We start from the raw sequence: 15,155 nt of genomic DNA on the forward strand, positions 1-15,155 counted from the left end.
CGTCCCACGTTGCGGCGCGTGTGCTCCGGCCGCTGACCGCGTACGGGCGTGGTTCGTGGGAGGATCGCGCGGTGCCGTCGCTCTTCGCTTCTTACCTGCGCGTGTACGAACCGTTGGCCGCCTTCGACCGAGACCGGCAGAGCTACTGGCGCCGTTACGTCTCGGAGGGGCGCGCGGTCGCTCCGGTCGAGGGGCCCGGTCGGCAGCGGACGGCGGTGATCGAGGCGCTGGGCGCCGGCTGGACCCGGCTGCCGGACCTGCCGGAGGAGGCGTACGTCCTGGAGACGGACGACAGCCTGCTGGTCTGCCCATGGAACCTGCGCATCCGGGTCGCTGAGGCGGCGCTCAGCGCCCGGGACGGGGTGCCCTCGGTGCTCGCCGACGCCTTCGTGCCGCCGGTGCTCGCCGGGCAGGCCAGGGCGGTGGTGGACGACTGGCGCAGCGGCGCCCGGGTGCTGGAGCACGGGGTGCCCCGGGTGCACGAGCAGATCGCCACGTGGGGCGTACCGCTGCGGTGGTTCGTGCTCTTCGATCCCGCCGAGCGGGACCTGGTCACCCAGCCGGGCCGGCGGGCGCTGCGCTACCGCACGGAAATCTCCAAGGCTCGACGCCGCTCGTCGCGGGCGCTGTCGGTGCTGCGCAAGTCGGTGGGCGAGGCGCCGATCACCGAGGCGGTGGAGGAGGCGGCCCGCTGGCTGGAGGAATTCCATCCACGCTCGGTGGTCGAGCTGGACTACGGCGGCCTTGTCGACCTGCTCTCCGACGAGACTCTCGCCGCGGACGACTCGCCGGAGCTGGTTGCCGGCGGCCTCGCGGGGCTCTCGCGCGGCGAGGCCGAGGAGGCGTCCGCCGCGTACGACAAGTTGGTGGCACGGTGGCGCGCGGTGCAGCTTTTGGAGCGGTGCAACTAGGGCATATCGCCCTCGGAGCGCTCCCAAGGTGAGTTCCGCTCGTAGTTGACGCATCACGAACCGTGATCATGAGTCCGAATAAGGTAGTTTCTGCCGTGTAAAAGTCGTAAAAATCGGGCATGGTTCATCCGTCCGTCTAGGGACCTTCATCCGTTCGGCCCATGTCGGACATCGGGGACTAGCCGGACCATGGGAGACGCCTCGGCCGGCGGGACCCCGGCCGATGTCTATACATGTGGAGGAGTGACCGATGGCATCGCGAACGCACGAACCAGAGCCGCTACTCACGCCGGCCGAGGTGGCGTCGATGTTCCGTGTCGACCCGAAGACGGTGACCCGGTGGGCCAAGGCTGGCAAGCTCAGTGCCATCCGCACCCTGGGTGGCCACCGTCGGTACCGCGAGTCGGAGGTCAGGGCGCTGTTGCAGGGCCAGATCCCGCAGCAGCGGCAGGGCGACTGAGCCGGCACGGTTTTTCGTCAGGGGCGGTGGATTTCGATCCGCCGCCCCTTTCCGTGCCCCGCCGGGCCTGCCCCCGCCGGCCTGCCCACGCCGGTCAGCGCCGCGGCTCGACCAACGTCACCCGGATGCCGACCGTGCCGCCCTCGCCGCGACGCAACCGACTGCTCAGCAGGCTCAACCGGCCGATCACGCGGTACTTGTGCTTGAGCAGGTCGCGGATCCGGGCGGTGTCCCCGCCCCCGTAGAGCGTCGCGTGCGCCGGCACCTCCGCCCCGTGCGGCCGACCCCGCACGTCGCACGGCGCCACGGTCACCTCGCCGTTGTGACGGATCCGCTTCACCTTGCCCGAGTCCGCCCGCGTCCACACCGCCAACGCCTCGCCGTCGCGCACCGCCCAGACCGGCGTCGGCACCGCCCGACCGTCCTTGCGGAAGGTCGTGAGCAGGATGTACTTCTCGGCCGACAGCCGGTCCAGCGTGGTCACGCCGCCAGGATACGGCCGGTACGGGCCACTGAGTGGCCGGATAGCGTGAACGTCGTGACGGTTGAGCCTCTAATCGGTGACGTGGTCGGCGAACTGCTGCGGGACACGCTCGCCGTGGCCACCGGGGTGGGTCCCCGACCCCTGGTCGGCGGTCGGCTACCGCGACCGGTCATCGAGATCATCGAACGGGACGACGGTCTGATCAACGGCGCCCCGGCCGCGCACTACCTGGACGGGCCGGCGGACTGGCAGCCGTACGACCACCGCGCGGTCGACCGGGCCCAGGGCGAGACGCTGGACATCGGCACCGGAGCCGGCCGGATCGCGCTGCTGCTCCAGGAGCGCGGCGTACCGGTCACCGGCCTGGACACCTCGGCGGGCGCGCTGGAGGTGAGCCGGCGACGCGGGGTCCGGCGACTGGTACACGGCACCGTCGACACGCACGTCGCCGACGGCCAGCGGTACGACACGTTCCTGCTGCTCGGCAACAATCTCGGATTGTTCGAGGGACGGGAGCGGGCCCCCGGGTTCCTCGCCGCGCTCGCCGCGCTGGCCCGGCCGGGGGCGCAGATCATCGCGCACGGCACCGACCCGTACGGCACCCGCGACCCGCTGCACACCGGCTACCACGAGCGCAACCGTCGGCGCGGCCGGCTCGGCGGCCAGTTGCGGCTGCGGCTGCGTTACCGCGAGTTGAGCACCGAGTGGTTCGACTACCTGGTCTGTTCGGCGGACGAGTTCGCCAGCCTGGTGCACGGCACGGGCTGGCGGTTGACCGATGTGGACGACCGCGACGCCCCCTACTACCTGGCCACCCTGCGCCTCGTCGACTGAACGACGGCCCCCGCGCTCCGCCGGACGGAGGCGGGGGCCGTCGTACGTCTCAGACCTGGACGGTCGGGGGAAGTTGCTCGGGCGGGAGGCCGCCGTCGCCGTCGACCACCTCGTCCGGCTGACCGTCCTCGTCGATGTCGACCATGGTGATGTCCACCTTGCCGTCACCGTCGGTGTCGAACTGGAACAGGTCGGCCTTGCCGTCGCCGTCGGTGTCCACCACCCACACGTCGGTCTTGCCGTCGTTGTTGGTGTCGGCGCGCAGCAGCTCGACCCGCTCCTCGCCCCGGGTCTCCACGATCTCCCCGTCGGTGACGCTCTCCGGTGCCTGGCTCATGTCGATGCGGTCCTTCCCTCGGTTGACGGGCCGTCAATACCCGATCCGGCGCTCCCCCACGCATGGGCCGGGTCGCCCGGCTGTCTAGGGTCGCACCATGAGCGAGCGCAGCGGGCGGGACACCCGGGTCGGCGCGGCGGAGACCCCGCGCGTCGGCGGACGGGACAGGGAGGCGTGATGAGCGATCGTTTCGTGGTCGTCGGTGCCGGCACGATGGGGCTTGGCATCGCGTACGTGGCGGCCGGGGCCGGGCACGCCGTCGAGGTGGTCGAGGTGGACCCCGACCGAGGCGCCACCGCGCTGAACCGGCTCGCCGACCTGTGGGAACGTGCGGTTCAGCGCGGAAAGCTCAGTGCCGACGAGGCCGCCGCGAACCGGCAGCGGGTGACGCTGCGCCGCAGCCTCGCCGAGGTCGCCCCCGCCCCCGAGGTGATCGTGGAGGCGGTGCCCGAGCGTCTCGACCTGAAGCGCGCGGTGCTGCGGGACGCCGCCGCGCTGCGCCCGGCGCTGCTGGGCAGCAACACCTCCAGCATCGCCATCACCGAGCTGGCCGCCGAGTTGGAGGCGCCCGAACGCTTCCTCGGCCTGCACTTCTTCAACCCGGTCTGGGCGATGGCGCTGCTGGAGATCGTGGTCGGCCCGGCCACCGCCGAGGAGACCACGACCGCGGCCGTCGCGCTCGCCGGCCGGCTGGGCAAGGACCCCGTCGTGGTACGCGACATGCCCGGCTTCGCCACCTCCCGCCTCGGGGTCACCCTCGGGCTGGAAGCGATCCGGATGGTCGCCGACGGGGTGGCCAGCCCGGCGGACATCGACAAGGCGATGGTGCTGGGCTACCGGCATCCGATCGGGCCGTTGGAGCTCACCGATTTGGTCGGCCTGGACGTGCGGCTGGACATCGCCCGCACCCTCCAGGCCGCGTACGGGGACCGCTTCGCGCCGCCGCCCCTGCTGGAGGAGTTGGTGGCCGCGGGTCGGCTGGGCAAGAAGTCCGGGCAGGGCTTCTACCGCTGGACCGACGGCGGCAAACAGTGAGCGGGCTGCGGATCGAGGAGCGGTCGGACCGGCTGGTGGTCACCCTGGACCGGCCGGAGAAGCGCAACGCCATCGACGCCGACCTAATCGCCGAGTTGCACCAGGTCTGCGCGGAGTTGGAGGCACGCCCCCGCCTGCTGCTGCTCACCGGTGGCACCTCGGGCATCTTCGCCGGCGGCGCCGACATCGGCCAGCTGCGCGAACGGGGTCGCACGGACGCCCTCGCCGCGATCAACTCCGCCGCCTTCGCGCGCATCCGGGCGCTGCCGATGCCGACCGTGGCCGCTGTCGACGGTCCGGCGTTGGGCGGTGGCGCGGAGCTGGCGTACGCCTGCGATCTGCGGGTGTGCACGGAGCGGGCGGTGTTCGGCCAGCCGGAGGTGCGGTTGGGCATCCTGGCCGGCGCCGGCGCGACCCACCGGCTGCCCGCGTTGATCGGTGAGGGCCGGGCCAAGGAGCTGCTCTTCACCGGCCGGCGGGTGGACGCCGCGGAGGCGCTGCGGATCGGCCTGGTGAACCGGGTGGTGGAGGAGCCCGACGAGCTGCTCACGGTGGCGCACGCGTTGCTGGACGAGATCGCCCTGGGCTCGCCCCTGGCGGTGCGGCTGACCAAGCTGGCGGTGGACGCGCCGGCCGCCGCGCACCCGCATCTCGACCTGGTCAGCCAGGCGGTGCTCTTCGAGGACGAGGAGAAGCACCGCCGGATGACCGAGTTCCTGGAGCGCCGCCGGTCGCGCTGATCCGCGTACACCGAAACGGCCGCACCGGCGGAAGGCCGGTGCGGCCGTCGTGGGCCTGCGGTGATGCTTACTGCCGGATCTGCACCCCGGCGTCGGCCAGGCCACGGATCACCTGGGCGGACTCGCCGAAACCGATGATCAGTACGGCGTCCGCGCCGAATTCCTTGATCTCCTTCGCGCCGCCGCTGAAGTCGACCGGCGGCGCCTTCGCGTCGGCCGGCGGCTCGTACGTCAACAGCTTGAGCCGGTCGTCGGCGATGCCCGCCTTCTCCAGCTCGTCGCGGACGGTGGCCTGGAGGCCCTCGCCGTAGGAGTCCTTGCGGGCGACGATGACGATCTTCTGCGACCCGTCGCGGAGGATCACGTCGGCCAGCGCCCGGCCCTGGAGGCTGTCCGGCGGGGCGGTGCGGAAGTAGAGGCCCTTGTCCTCGACGTCGGTCAGGCCGCTGTCGGTGTTGGACGGAGAGAAGAGGATCTTCCCGGCCTGCACCACGTCCGGCAGCACCTCCCGCGAGATACCCGAACCACCCGCGCCGATGATCACGCTGACGCCGTCGGCCACGTGCTTGGCCACCGTCGCCTTGGCCACCGCCGGGCTGGTGCCGTCGTCGCCGTCCATCCACGTCACCGGCTTGCCGAGTGCGCCACCCGCGGCGTTGATCTCCCTGAGCGCCAGCGCGGCACCGGCGGCCATCGGCGGATAGGCGATCGCGAGGTCACCGGTCTTCGGCAGCAGACCACCCAGGATCAGCGGCTCCTGGTCGGAGTTGCCACCGGGGCGCTGCTTCTTCGGCTTCGGCGGCGTCTTGGTGCTCGCCGACGACTCGGTGCCGGCTCCGACGAACTCGGTCTTGCCCTCGTTGATCTGCTGTCCGTCGAAGGTCAGCGTGGCGTAGCTCGCGGTGGCCGGCTCACCCTTGTCGGTGAAGCCCGCCCGGGTCAGCGACACGCTGCGGTACTCGATGTCCTGCCCGTTGCGGGCCAACGCGAGACAGCTGGCCGGGTCCTCACAGCGCTGCCCGTCGTTTGTCACACCGACGATCTGCTTCGCGATGTCCGCCGGGTTGGTGCTGCCGGCCAACTGGGCGGCCAGCACGGCGATCACCACCGCGTCGTACGTCTCGGCGGAATACAGGTAGTCCGTCAGCGCCGGATTGACGGCCCGTAACCGGCTCTTGAAGTCGTCTGGCAGTGGGGTGAGCGGCGTGGTCCCCTTCATCCCGTCGACGAGACTCGCGCGTTCCTTCAACTCCGCGGGATAGGAGTTGAGCATGTTGCCGTCCGTGCCGTAGAGACGCACCTGTTGGGCGCTTGCCTCCTCGGGCTTGTCATCCCCGCAAGCGCTTGTGGCGAGCAGGATCGTCGCGCAGGCAGCCAGTGTGGCTACCCGCGAGCGGCGTGATACGAACATGGTCGTCCTTCCTCCGGCGAAGGTCCGCTGCGCACATTAGCGTGCCGAGGCCGGCGGCGGGACCGTGGAGGTGGCCTAATGCGCAGGTAGCCCGCCTTGAACACGGACAGTGACGGGTCGTCGGGAGCGCTTGACCACCCGTCCTACTGTGCGCTGCGTGACCGACCTACCACAGCAGACGTTCGATGACGCGGCGGCCGTGCTCCACTCGGCGCTGACCGGCGATGGAGACGCGGTGGTGGGTGCGTTCGACGCGGTCGTCGACCGCGCCGGCCTGAGTGGCGCGTACGGGGTGGCCTGGTGCTTGGCCGCGACGATGCTCGGTGACGCGCCAGCGGCCAGCGGAGCGGCGCTCGACTTTCCGGGCATCGATCAAGCCGGATACGACACCCGCTGGGTGGCCCGCTTCGTCAGCGCGTACGCCAATCAGGACGAACCGACCGGCGAGGCACTCTTCGGCGCCGCGGCGGCCGACGGGCAACTCCCCGACTGCCTGCTCACGCTCGCCGGTTCGACGATCGCCACGCTGCGCAGCCGTGCCGGATGAGCGCCCGTTCCGTTGAACTGCCCCACCGGGTCGCGGGGGCGTCGGCGGGGCGCGGCGTCCGTGGGGGCGGACGCCGCGACCGCGCGGGGCCGGTCAGAACGCGTGGTACGCGATCAGCGGCTCGTACTCGTACCGCAGGTTCTCGAAGCGGACCCGGAAGTTGACGCCGTCCTTGACGTTGGTCGCCACCGTGATCCAGCCCGAGTTGGCCGGCAGATAGGTCCAGTAGTTGCAGGCACCGGTCTTGTCGACGAAGATCACGCACGCCTCGGTGGCGTACACGCTCGCGTTGCGGACGTTGATGTCACGGCACCGCGTCGTGGTGCGGTACTGGCCGGCCGACCCGCCGTAGCGGCCGGTCTCGAAGTACGACCGGACCGCACCGCCGTAGCAGGTGGCGAGCGGGGCGAACACGTTCGGCCCGGAATCGACCGGCGTGGTCGGTGTGGTCGGTTCCGCCCGCGCGGGCGTACCGGTGGAGAGCAGTGCGACGGCCGTGGCGACGGCGAGCAGGCGAGCGGTCGGGGATGGCATTCGTTCGTTCCTCCGGAAAACAGTTAACTGACCGTCCGTATTGAAATGATCATCGGCCGTGACGATGATACGTATCGATCGATTGCAGCGTGGCCCCGCTGATGTCCGGCCCGTGTGGTAGCTCTGTAGGCATGTCCGAGGCCATGCTCAGCAAGGTGCGCAAGCTGCTGGCCCAGGCCGAGGACCCGGCCTGCACGCCGGCCGAGTCGGCCGCCTTCACCGCCAAGGCGACCGACCTGATCGCCCGCTACGGCGTGGACCGGGCGCTGCTCGCCGCCCGGGACCCGACCACCGACCCGGTCGGCGATCGGGTGCTCGACGTCGTCGCCCCGTACGCCCGCGACAAGGTCGGCCTGCTCGCCGCGGTCGCCGAGCCCCTGCGCTGCCGCTGCGTACGCCGCCGGCAGGGCAACGGCTTCGCCCTGCACCTGTTCGGCTTCGCCAGCGACCTGGAACGGGTCGACCTGCTCTTCACCTCACTGCTCGTGCAGGCGGCACACGGCCTGGCCGCCACCGAGGTGCCCCCGGACGACCATCCCGCCGCCTTCCGCCGCTCCTGGCTGGCCGGTTTCGCGGAGGTGATCGGCGGCCGGCTCTGGGCTGCCGAAAGGGCGGCGGTCAGCGAGTCGGGCACGTCGTCCATGGCGCTGGTGCTGGCCGACCGGTCCGACCGGGTGCAGCGACGGCTCACCGAGGAGTACCCGCGGCTGCGCACCGCACCGCCGCGCCGCCTGGGCGGCACCGGCTTCGGCTCGGGGGCGGAAGCCGGCCAGCGCGCGAACCTGGGCGGTCGAGACCTCGGCGGCCCCGCCGCCGCTCGGCTGCTCGGTCGGTGATCCGCCGGGTCGTCAGGCGGTAGTGGTCGGGCGGTGGCGCGACACCGTGGCGAGGTAGCGGGTCAGCAACTCGTGCCAGCCAGCGGTGAGCGCCTTGCGGTAACCCTCGGCGGCCTCACCGTGCCGGTCGAAGTGCCGGTGCTCCAACTCGACCCGGGTGCGCTCCGGCCCGTCGGGGTGGAACAGCACCTCGACCTCGCTCGCGCGGGCCGGGTCCGGCACCGGCGCCCGGTCGGGGCCGATCTGCCAGACGAAGACGAGCCGGCGCGGCGGATCCCAGGTGAGCACCCGGCCCCAGTCGGCGCGGAAACCGTACGGGCCCAATTCGTACAGCATCCCGCCGGCCCGCGGCTCCATGCCCAACTCGGCCAGAGCGTCCGGGCCGGACCAGGTGTATTCGGTGACCCACCAGTCGGTCAGCTCGTCGGTGAAGACCGCGAACGCCTGCTCGGCGGAGCCCGGGACGAGGAGGCCGCAGCGTAGAGAGAACCGGTCGACGTCCTGCCGGATGTCGGCCGGATCAGTCAATTCCTGTCCCATAGGCCCGGACCATACCGGCTGATGCCCGGCTGTGCAGCTTCGCGAGGTGCCCGGTTCCAGACAGAGGGTCGCCGAGCCGTCACGGACGGGATGCCCCGCGGGAAAGCGGGTAACCGCGCCGAACGGCCCGGACGACCGGGCCGGTGTGCAGGCGGGGCGGGAGACCATGAGCGAGAGCGGGCAGCAGCGCGAGCCGGACCGGAACGTCGACAGCGGGAACCCGGACGTCCTGCTCGACATACCGAAGGTCTCCGTCGACTCCATCCGGCTGGCGGTCGACGGCCTGGAAGCCGACCTCTCGCTGCGGGCCCGGGTGGCCAACCTGCTCCAGGTCGACGCCGGCGTTCGGGTGCACCTCAACAGCGCTGAGTTGGACATCAACGGGGTGCACGCCGAGGCGCAACTGCGGGTGCGCCTGGAACAGTTGACCCGGATCCTCGGCCGGGCGCTCGACACGCTCGACAACAACCCGCACATCATCGAGGCGCTCGCGCACACGGCCGACACCGCCGTCGGCGACGTGAACCGCAGCGCCCAGCAGTTGCCCACGGGGGCCGCCGAGGTGCGGGCGTCGGCGCGGCACTCCGACGGCGTACCCGGCGAAGTGGGCCGGCAGGCCGGCGTCTCCGCCGACCGTGACCGGCCGCGGCTCGATCAGCCAGGTCTCGACCGGCCGGGTGCTGGTCAGCCGGGTGCTGGTCAGCCGGGGCAGGCTCGGCCGCCTCACGGCGGTGGGGAGCCGCACGCCGGGGGGCCCGGGCCGCTGGCGGGCGGTTCTGGGTCAGCTGGCCAGGGGCGTCCGGCGGACCGGCGTTCGGAGGGTCCGCGTTCGGAGGGCCCGCGGAGGGATGGGGCGGGGGGTCGTCGGCTGGAGGCCGGGCGTCCGGAGGGTCGCCGCCCGGAAGGCGGGCGACACGAGGAGCCGCGTCACCCTGAGGAAAGGCAGGCCGGGGATTCGGGTGAGGAGCAACGGCGGGTAGGGACGGGCCACGGCCCTGCGGGGTCGGCGGGGCCGGCCGGGTCGGCGGGGTCAGCGGGTTCGGCGGCTGGGCAGGCTCGTGACCAGCAGGGTCAACGGGGTGAAGTTGGTGCCGGTGCGTCCGGAGGTGGCGACGGTGGTCTGCCGGGCGCGGCGCAGGCCGCCGCGCAGAGCGCGGCGCAGCTCGCCGAGCAGGCGGGGGAGACGCTGCGAGAGGCCGGACGCAGCGTGTGGGAGGCGATCCAGGGCAGCGTGTCGCAGCATCGCTCGCAGGGTCGCCGCGATCACTGACGCCGTGCCGCCGCGTCCGCAGGGGCACCGCGATCACTCACGCCGTGCCAGGCATCCGCGGGAGCTGTGCCGTGGCAGCCGCGCCGCCGCAGCGTGATCGACTCGGTTTTCTTGATATCGCGGTGTCGCGAGCGCTGGGATACCCCGAGATCAGGGAAGTCGAGTCGATCGGTCACGTCACGCTGGAGGCGCGGCGAAGAAGCGAGCGACCGCCGAGCAGCAGCACCGTGCCTCCTCCGAGAAAGGTGCCACCGATGATCAACCCGTCTGTATCGCTGCTCTCCTTGCGCTCTGCCATTCCCTCGTAGCTGACCAGCTCGCCCCGCCCGTCCCGGACGATGTTGCACCAGTCGCTGGGGCTCATGACCTTTCCATCGCACGTCACCGGTCCGTCGTCGGAGCTGAGCAGGCCACCCAGCAACGCGGCGAGCCCAGCGATCACGGCACCGAACCCGAAGGGCAGCATCAGCGCGCCCACGATCCCCCCTATCGCGGTCCTGCGGGCTGCCATTGCGACTCCCTCCGCGCGTGGGCGGTGCTTCCACCGTCGGAAGCCAACCGTAGGACATCCGATGACCGACGGCACAGGGCGACCGCCGAGCTGCCGTCCGCGCCGCACCGTCTCGATGGACGCCGGCCGCCCCATCCCGCGTAGCCGTGCGGCCGACGTGCAACCAGTCACGGGGGTCGACAGCGGTCTGTCCGAGTCGAGCTGGCTCTGTGTCGGCTGGCCGAAAGCAGAACGCCGACCTGCGTTTCCGCTGGTCGGCGTTCCTGTAGCCCGGCGAAAGGCTATGTGGCCAGGGGCGGGGTCGAACCGCCGACCTTCCGATTTTCAGTCGGACGCTCGTACCAACTGAGCTACCTGGCCGTGTCGCTCGGCTCATGTTACCCGCCAACCGGACGAACCGGCGGCAAGGTGACCTGCTCCGATACGCAGAACGCCGCGCGGGGCGCGGCGTCGGCGCTGCGGTCCTGACGGGACTTGAACCCGCGACCTCCGCCTTGACAGGGCGGCGAGCACTCCAACTGCTCCACAGGACCTAGCTTGTGTTGCTCCGGCTTGCGCCGGTCGTGCCCCCAACGGGATTCGAACCCGTGCTACCGCCTTGAAAGGGCGGCGTCCTGGGCCGCTAGACGATGAGGGCGGCCCCGCCATCATTGCACATTCGCAACTTCAAGCGGACTTGCTCCCATCCGGCCCCGCCGGAGGCTTGGAAAGCATACGTGATGCCCGGTCGGTGGACAAAATCGGTGTCGGCAGGGGCTCGGATCGGGGTAAAAGCGCAGGTCAGAGCATGTCTAGCGGAGTCGGGTGATGCCGAAGCGCTGCTTCAGGTCGGCGATCAACTTGGGGCATGCGGCGAGCGTCGCGGCCCGATTTCCGCCTCCGTCGTGCAGCAGAACGATCGCGCCGGGGCGGCTGGCGGTGTGCACCCGCTTGCCGATGGTGGCCGCGTTCGGCTTGTCCCAGTCCTGTGGGTCGACCGACCAGTGCAGCGGGCGCATGCCGAGGGCCTTGGCCACCCCGAGCACCTCCGACGTCCACCGGCCGCCCGGCTGCCGGTAGAACGGCACCTTCGCGCCGGGAACGGCTTTCTGGATGGCCTTGTTGGTGCGGTCCAGGTCGGCCCGGATCTCGGCGACGGGTCGCCGGGCGAGATCCAGGTCGTGCCGCCAGCTGTGGTTGCAGAGTTGGTGTCCCTCTCGGACGATCCGCCGGACCAGTTCGGGGTGACGCTGCACCTCGCGACCTACGACGCAGAAGGTCGCGGTCACCTTGGCGGCCTTCAGCTGGTCGAGCACCTTGGGTGTCCAGGCCGGGCTGGGCCCGTCGTCGAACGTCAGGGCCACCGGGCGTACGCCGGTGTTGCGACCCAGACCGGCGGGGAGCTTGGCCGGCAGCGGCCGCAGTGGCGGCTTGGCCGGCTTGGTGACGCCGGGGTGAGGTGACGGGGTGGGAGTGGGCGGTGTGGTCGATTCCACCGGCCGTGGAGCGCCGGCGGGTGCGATGGTGCGGTCCGGTTGGGCACAGCCGGACAAGACCAGCGCCATGGCGAGGACGGACGCCAGGACAGCGCGGGCTTGCATCTGCTCGCTCCCGGGGGGTCGGGGTAGGCGGACCCGCCCGACGGTAGTTCACGCCGCCAGTCGACGACAGTGCGATCAGTCACGCCTCGACTGGTCCAGAGAGTCGCGGACGGCGGCGGAGAGCGAGACCGCCTCGGCCAGGTCGACCGGCCGCACCACGCCGGCGGGCAGTGTGTCGGCCCGCCAGCCGGGGCCGGCGGCGAGCACCAGCAAGGGGCGGCGGGGCGCGGCCAGCAGTGCGGTGAGCTGGGCCGGGTCGGCGGTGACCCGGGTGTGCGACCAGAGCACCACGGCGGCCGGGCCGGTTCGGTTGACCGCCTCGACGAGGGCGGCCACCGGCACCCGGGCGCCGAGCATCCGGTAGCTGACACCGGCTTCCGCGAGAGCCGCCGCCAACGCCTCCAGCGGCAGGGTGTGCTGTTCCTCGTCGGCGCAGGAGAGCAGGATCCGGGCCGGCCCGGTGGGGACCTTGGCCCGACTGGCCGCCGCGAGAGCCTCTGAGACGCAGCGAGACACCAGGTGTTCCACCTCGATCAGGCCGGCGGTGGCGGCGTGGCGTTCGCCGACGCCGGCGAGCACCGGCCGCAGCAGGCCCTCCCAGGTGGCGACGACTCCGTTGGCGGCCAGGGTGTGCGCGATCGTCTCGCTGATCGCCGCCGCGTCCAACCGCATCGCGGCACGGGCCAACCCGCGGGCTGCCGGGCCGGCACGGCCGACCGGGATGGTGCCGCCGCCGTCCCGACCGGGTGGGTGGATCCGGGTGGGGGCGACGGTGCCGGCGCCGTTGGGCATCGGATCGGGTGCCTGGCGGGCCCAGCGGGCCGCCTCGGCGGGGCTCACCCCCTCGGCGGTGAGTCGTCGCATGATCTCGAGGCGGGCCAGGTCGGCGGGGGTGTACCGGCGGTGGTGGCCGGGGATGTGCTCGCTGGGCCCGAGCCCGTAGCGCTGGTGCCAGGTGCGCAGGGTCGTCACCGCGACCCCCAGCCGGCGTGCGACCGCGCCCGCGCTCAGCGCCTCATCGACCACCCGACCGCTCCGCCGTGTCATCCGCCGACGATCCGGGCGGGGTCGTGGCCGGGCCGGATGCGCCCGACCCGGACGACCCCGTGGGGCGCAGCAGCCGGTTCACCACCCCGCCCAGCCAGGGCGCGTACGACCGGGGGTCGCGGTCCAACTCGGCCTCCAGCGCGGCGGGGTCGGCCCAGCGCAGCTCGGCCACCTCGTCCGGATCGGGCAGGAGTGGGGCGCTGGGCAGGAATTCCCCCCGCAGCACGTGGTCGTACTCGAATTCGACCCGACCGGTCGCCGGGTCCTCGGCGTAGTAGACGTAGACGCCGACCTCGGTCAGCTCGACCGGGCCCGCCCCCAACTCCTCGCGCAGTCGTTGGTTGGCCGCCTCGGCGAGCGACTCCCCCGGTCGGGGGTGACCGCAGCAGGAGTTGGCCCAGCGCAGCGGGAACCGGGTCTTGACGGCGGCCCGCCGCTGGAGCAGCACCTGACCGTCCGGGTCCACCAGCAGCACGGAGAAGGCCCGGTGCAGCTGCCCCGGGGGTCGGTGGGCGGCCGCCACGGTCGTCTCGCCGTGGGCCTCGCCGGTCTCGTCGACCAGTTCGACGAGGTGCTCCTCACGGCTGCTCATCGGCCTTCCCCAGTGATCCGGCCGGCGGCGAGCTTGCCGGAGATGAGCACCATCGGTACGCCGACCCCGGGTTGGGTCCCGGAGCCGACGAACACCACGTTCGACAGGTCCCGGTGCAGGTTCGACGGGCGGAACGGGCCGGTCTGGAAGAGGGTGTGCGCGGCGGCGAACGGCGTACCGGCGGCCATCCCCTGTTCCTCCCACTCGGCGGGGGTGATCGCCCGGAGCACCTCGACCCCGTCGCCGAAGCCGACGTAGCCGCGGTCCTCCAGGGTGCCGATCAGCTGGTCGGTGTAGCGCTGGGTCAGGTCGCCACGCCACTCGAACGGCGCCCGGTGCAGGTTGGGCACCGGGGCGAGCACGTAGTAGGTGTGCCGGTCCGGCGGGGCCACCGCGGGGTCGGTCCGGCTGGGGTTGGTCACCAGCAGCGACGGATCGGTCATCAGCTCACCCCGCCTGATGACCTCATCGAAGGTGCCCTTCCACGCGCGTCCGAAGTGGATGTTGTGATGGGCGATCTTCGCATAGGGCTGTCGGGAGCCGACGTGCAGAACGACGCAGGACGGCGAGTAGGTGAGTCGGCGCCGCGACGGGGCGGGGAGCAGGTCGCGGTAGGCGACCGGCAGGTCGGGGTTGAGCACCACCACGTCCGCCGGCACCAGTTCGTCGTCGGCGGTGAGTACGCCGGTGGCGCGGCCGTTCGCGGTCTCCACGCGGGTCGCCGTGGTGCCGTACCGGATCTGCACGCCGTGCTTCTCGGCCGCGCCGGCCATCGCCCTGGAGACCGCGTGGATGCCGCCGCGCGGGAAGTAGACCCCGGCCACCGAGTCGAGGTACGCGATGACCGCGTAGATGGCCAGCGCGTCGTGCGGCGCGAGGCCGGCGTACATCGCCTGGAAGGAGAAGATCCGTTGGGTACGCGGGTCCCGGAAGAACTGGTTGATCTTCGTCTGGAGGCGGCGGAAGGCCCCACCGCCGAGCAGCTTGAGCAGGTTGCCGGTGATCAGATCGGTCGGCGCGTCCAGGTTGCGCTCGATGAAGTCGGTCCGTTCCAGCCGCCACAGCTCCCGCGCGTACTCGACGAAACGCAGGTAGCCGTCGGCCTCCCGAGGGCCGCACACCCGGGAGATCTCGGCCGCCATCCGGGCGGTGTCGGTGAGCACGTCGAGGGTCGAACCGTCCGGGTAGTACGCCCGGTAGGCGGGGTCGAGCGGGGTCAGGTCCAGCCAGTCGGACAACTCCTCGCCGACGGCGCCGAGCGCCTCGGCGATCAGGTCCGGCATGGTGAGCACGGTCGGGCCGGTGTCGAACTCGTAGCCGTCCACACCGAGCCGTCCGGCCCGCCCGCCGGGCACCGGCTCGCGTTCCAGCACGGTCACCTGCCGGCCGCTGCCCGCCAGGTGCAGCGCGCAGGCCAGCCCGCCCAGGCCGGCCCCGACGACCACCACCCGGTCCGTCCGTCCTGTCACCGTCCGCACGTGACCAC

General features: G+C 71.9%; 18 protein-coding genes and 3 tRNA genes. 8 read left to right on the plus strand and 13 right to left on the minus strand.

Annotated features, from left to right (window positions below; genetic code table 11):
* Nucleotides 1-71 precede the first annotated feature (71 nt).
* A complete protein-coding gene (locus tag AB0J33_RS01775) occupies nt 72-911 on the plus strand; it encodes a hypothetical protein (RefSeq protein WP_357712188.1) in 840 nt (279 codons plus the stop codon).
* 250 nt (nt 912-1,161) lie between these two features.
* Entirely contained in the window at nt 1,162-1,371 is a 210-nt protein-coding gene (locus tag AB0J33_RS01780; protein ID WP_007073996.1) for a BldC family transcriptional regulator, read from the plus strand.
* Nucleotides 1,372-1,465: 94 nt separating this feature from the next.
* Here AB0J33_RS01780 and AB0J33_RS01785 read toward each other — a convergent pair whose 3' ends face one another.
* A complete protein-coding gene (locus AB0J33_RS01785; protein WP_363608800.1) occupies nt 1,466-1,855 on the minus strand; it encodes a PPOX class F420-dependent oxidoreductase in 390 nt (129 codons plus the stop codon).
* 54 nt (nt 1,856-1,909) lie between these two features.
* Between AB0J33_RS01785 and AB0J33_RS01790 the strand changes: the two genes are divergently transcribed.
* A complete protein-coding gene (locus AB0J33_RS01790) occupies nt 1,910-2,689 on the plus strand; it encodes a class I SAM-dependent methyltransferase (RefSeq protein WP_363608802.1) in 780 nt (259 codons plus the stop codon).
* 49 nt (nt 2,690-2,738) lie between these two features.
* On the opposite strand, the gene AB0J33_RS01795 is transcribed toward AB0J33_RS01790, so the two are convergent.
* Complete coding sequence (locus AB0J33_RS01795) at nt 2,739-3,026, minus strand: hypothetical protein (protein ID WP_363608804.1); 288 nt, start codon at nt 3,024-3,026, stop codon at nt 2,739-2,741.
* A gap of 177 nt (nt 3,027-3,203) precedes the next feature.
* Here AB0J33_RS01795 and AB0J33_RS01800 point away from each other — a divergent pair, with 177 nt between their 5' ends.
* Nucleotides 3,204-4,061 carry a 3-hydroxyacyl-CoA dehydrogenase family protein gene (locus AB0J33_RS01800; protein ID WP_363608806.1) on the plus strand — a complete coding sequence of 286 codons (858 nt, stop codon included), beginning with the start codon at nt 3,204-3,206 and terminating at the stop codon, nt 4,059-4,061.
* Nucleotides 4,058-4,801 carry an enoyl-CoA hydratase/isomerase family protein gene (locus AB0J33_RS01805; protein ID WP_363608808.1) on the plus strand — a complete coding sequence of 248 codons (744 nt, stop codon included), beginning with the start codon at nt 4,058-4,060 and terminating at the stop codon, nt 4,799-4,801. The genes AB0J33_RS01800 and AB0J33_RS01805 overlap by 4 nt, the downstream gene beginning before the upstream one ends.
* Before the next feature lie 67 nt (nt 4,802-4,868).
* On the opposite strand, the gene AB0J33_RS01810 is transcribed toward AB0J33_RS01805, so the two are convergent.
* Nucleotides 4,869-6,212, minus strand: a complete 1,344-nt coding sequence (locus AB0J33_RS01810; RefSeq protein ID WP_363608810.1) for an ABC transporter substrate-binding protein — start codon at nt 6,210-6,212, stop codon at nt 4,869-4,871.
* A 157-nt stretch (nt 6,213-6,369) separates the two neighbouring features.
* On the opposite strand from AB0J33_RS01810, the gene AB0J33_RS01815 reads away from it, so the two are divergent.
* Nucleotides 6,370-6,759: a hypothetical protein gene (locus tag AB0J33_RS01815; RefSeq protein WP_363608812.1), complete on the plus strand. Its 390-nt coding sequence runs from the start codon at nt 6,370-6,372 to the stop codon at nt 6,757-6,759.
* 93 nt (nt 6,760-6,852) lie between these two features.
* On the opposite strand, the gene AB0J33_RS01820 is transcribed toward AB0J33_RS01815, so the two are convergent.
* A complete protein-coding gene (locus AB0J33_RS01820; RefSeq protein WP_363608814.1) occupies nt 6,853-7,293 on the minus strand; it encodes a hypothetical protein in 441 nt (146 codons plus the stop codon).
* 131 nt (nt 7,294-7,424) lie between these two features.
* On the opposite strand from AB0J33_RS01820, the gene AB0J33_RS01825 reads away from it, so the two are divergent.
* Entirely contained in the window at nt 7,425-8,129 is a 705-nt protein-coding gene (locus tag AB0J33_RS01825) for a DUF2786 domain-containing protein (RefSeq protein WP_363608816.1), read from the plus strand.
* A 12-nt stretch (nt 8,130-8,141) separates the two neighbouring features.
* On the opposite strand, the gene AB0J33_RS01830 is transcribed toward AB0J33_RS01825, so the two are convergent.
* On the minus strand, nt 8,142-8,669 hold the full coding sequence (locus tag AB0J33_RS01830; protein WP_363608818.1) for an SRPBCC family protein: 528 nt from the start codon (nt 8,667-8,669) through the stop codon (nt 8,142-8,144).
* A gap of 166 nt (nt 8,670-8,835) precedes the next feature.
* Here AB0J33_RS01830 and AB0J33_RS01835 point away from each other — a divergent pair, with 166 nt between their 5' ends.
* Nucleotides 8,836-9,939, plus strand: coding sequence for a hypothetical protein (locus AB0J33_RS01835; protein WP_363608820.1), 1,104 nt, complete (start codon nt 8,836-8,838; stop codon nt 9,937-9,939).
* Nucleotides 9,940-10,111: 172 nt separating this feature from the next.
* Here AB0J33_RS01835 and AB0J33_RS01840 read toward each other — a convergent pair whose 3' ends face one another.
* The 8 genes from AB0J33_RS01840 to crtI form a co-directional block, all read right to left on the minus strand.
* Nucleotides 10,112-10,450, minus strand: a complete 339-nt coding sequence (locus AB0J33_RS01840; RefSeq protein ID WP_363608822.1) for a hypothetical protein — start codon at nt 10,448-10,450, stop codon at nt 10,112-10,114.
* A gap of 286 nt (nt 10,451-10,736) precedes the next feature.
* Nucleotides 10,737-10,810, minus strand: a tRNA-Phe gene (locus AB0J33_RS01845).
* Nucleotides 10,811-10,909: 99 nt separating this feature from the next.
* Nucleotides 10,910-10,983, minus strand: a tRNA-Asp gene (locus AB0J33_RS01850).
* A 31-nt stretch (nt 10,984-11,014) separates the two neighbouring features.
* Nucleotides 11,015-11,087 (minus strand) — tRNA-Glu (locus AB0J33_RS01855).
* A 154-nt stretch (nt 11,088-11,241) separates the two neighbouring features.
* A complete protein-coding gene (locus tag AB0J33_RS01860) occupies nt 11,242-12,030 on the minus strand; it encodes a polysaccharide deacetylase family protein (RefSeq protein WP_363608824.1) in 789 nt (262 codons plus the stop codon).
* Between the two features lie 75 nt (nt 12,031-12,105).
* Complete coding sequence (locus AB0J33_RS01865) at nt 12,106-13,056, minus strand: MerR family transcriptional regulator (protein WP_363610168.1); 951 nt, start codon at nt 13,054-13,056, stop codon at nt 12,106-12,108.
* A complete protein-coding gene (gene idi / locus AB0J33_RS01870; RefSeq protein WP_363608826.1) occupies nt 13,046-13,669 on the minus strand; it encodes an isopentenyl-diphosphate Delta-isomerase in 624 nt (207 codons plus the stop codon). Before idi ends, AB0J33_RS01865 begins: the two co-directional genes overlap by 11 nt.
* Nucleotides 13,666-15,147 carry a phytoene desaturase family protein gene (gene crtI, locus AB0J33_RS01875; protein WP_363608828.1) on the minus strand — a complete coding sequence of 494 codons (1,482 nt, stop codon included), beginning with the start codon at nt 15,145-15,147 and terminating at the stop codon, nt 13,666-13,668. Before crtI ends, idi begins: the two co-directional genes overlap by 4 nt.
* Nucleotides 15,148-15,155 lie beyond the last annotated feature (8 nt).

The sequence above is a fragment of the Micromonospora sp. NPDC049645 genome, from assembly GCF_040675155.1.
Classification (GTDB): Bacteria; Actinomycetota; Actinomycetes; order Mycobacteriales; family Micromonosporaceae; genus Micromonospora.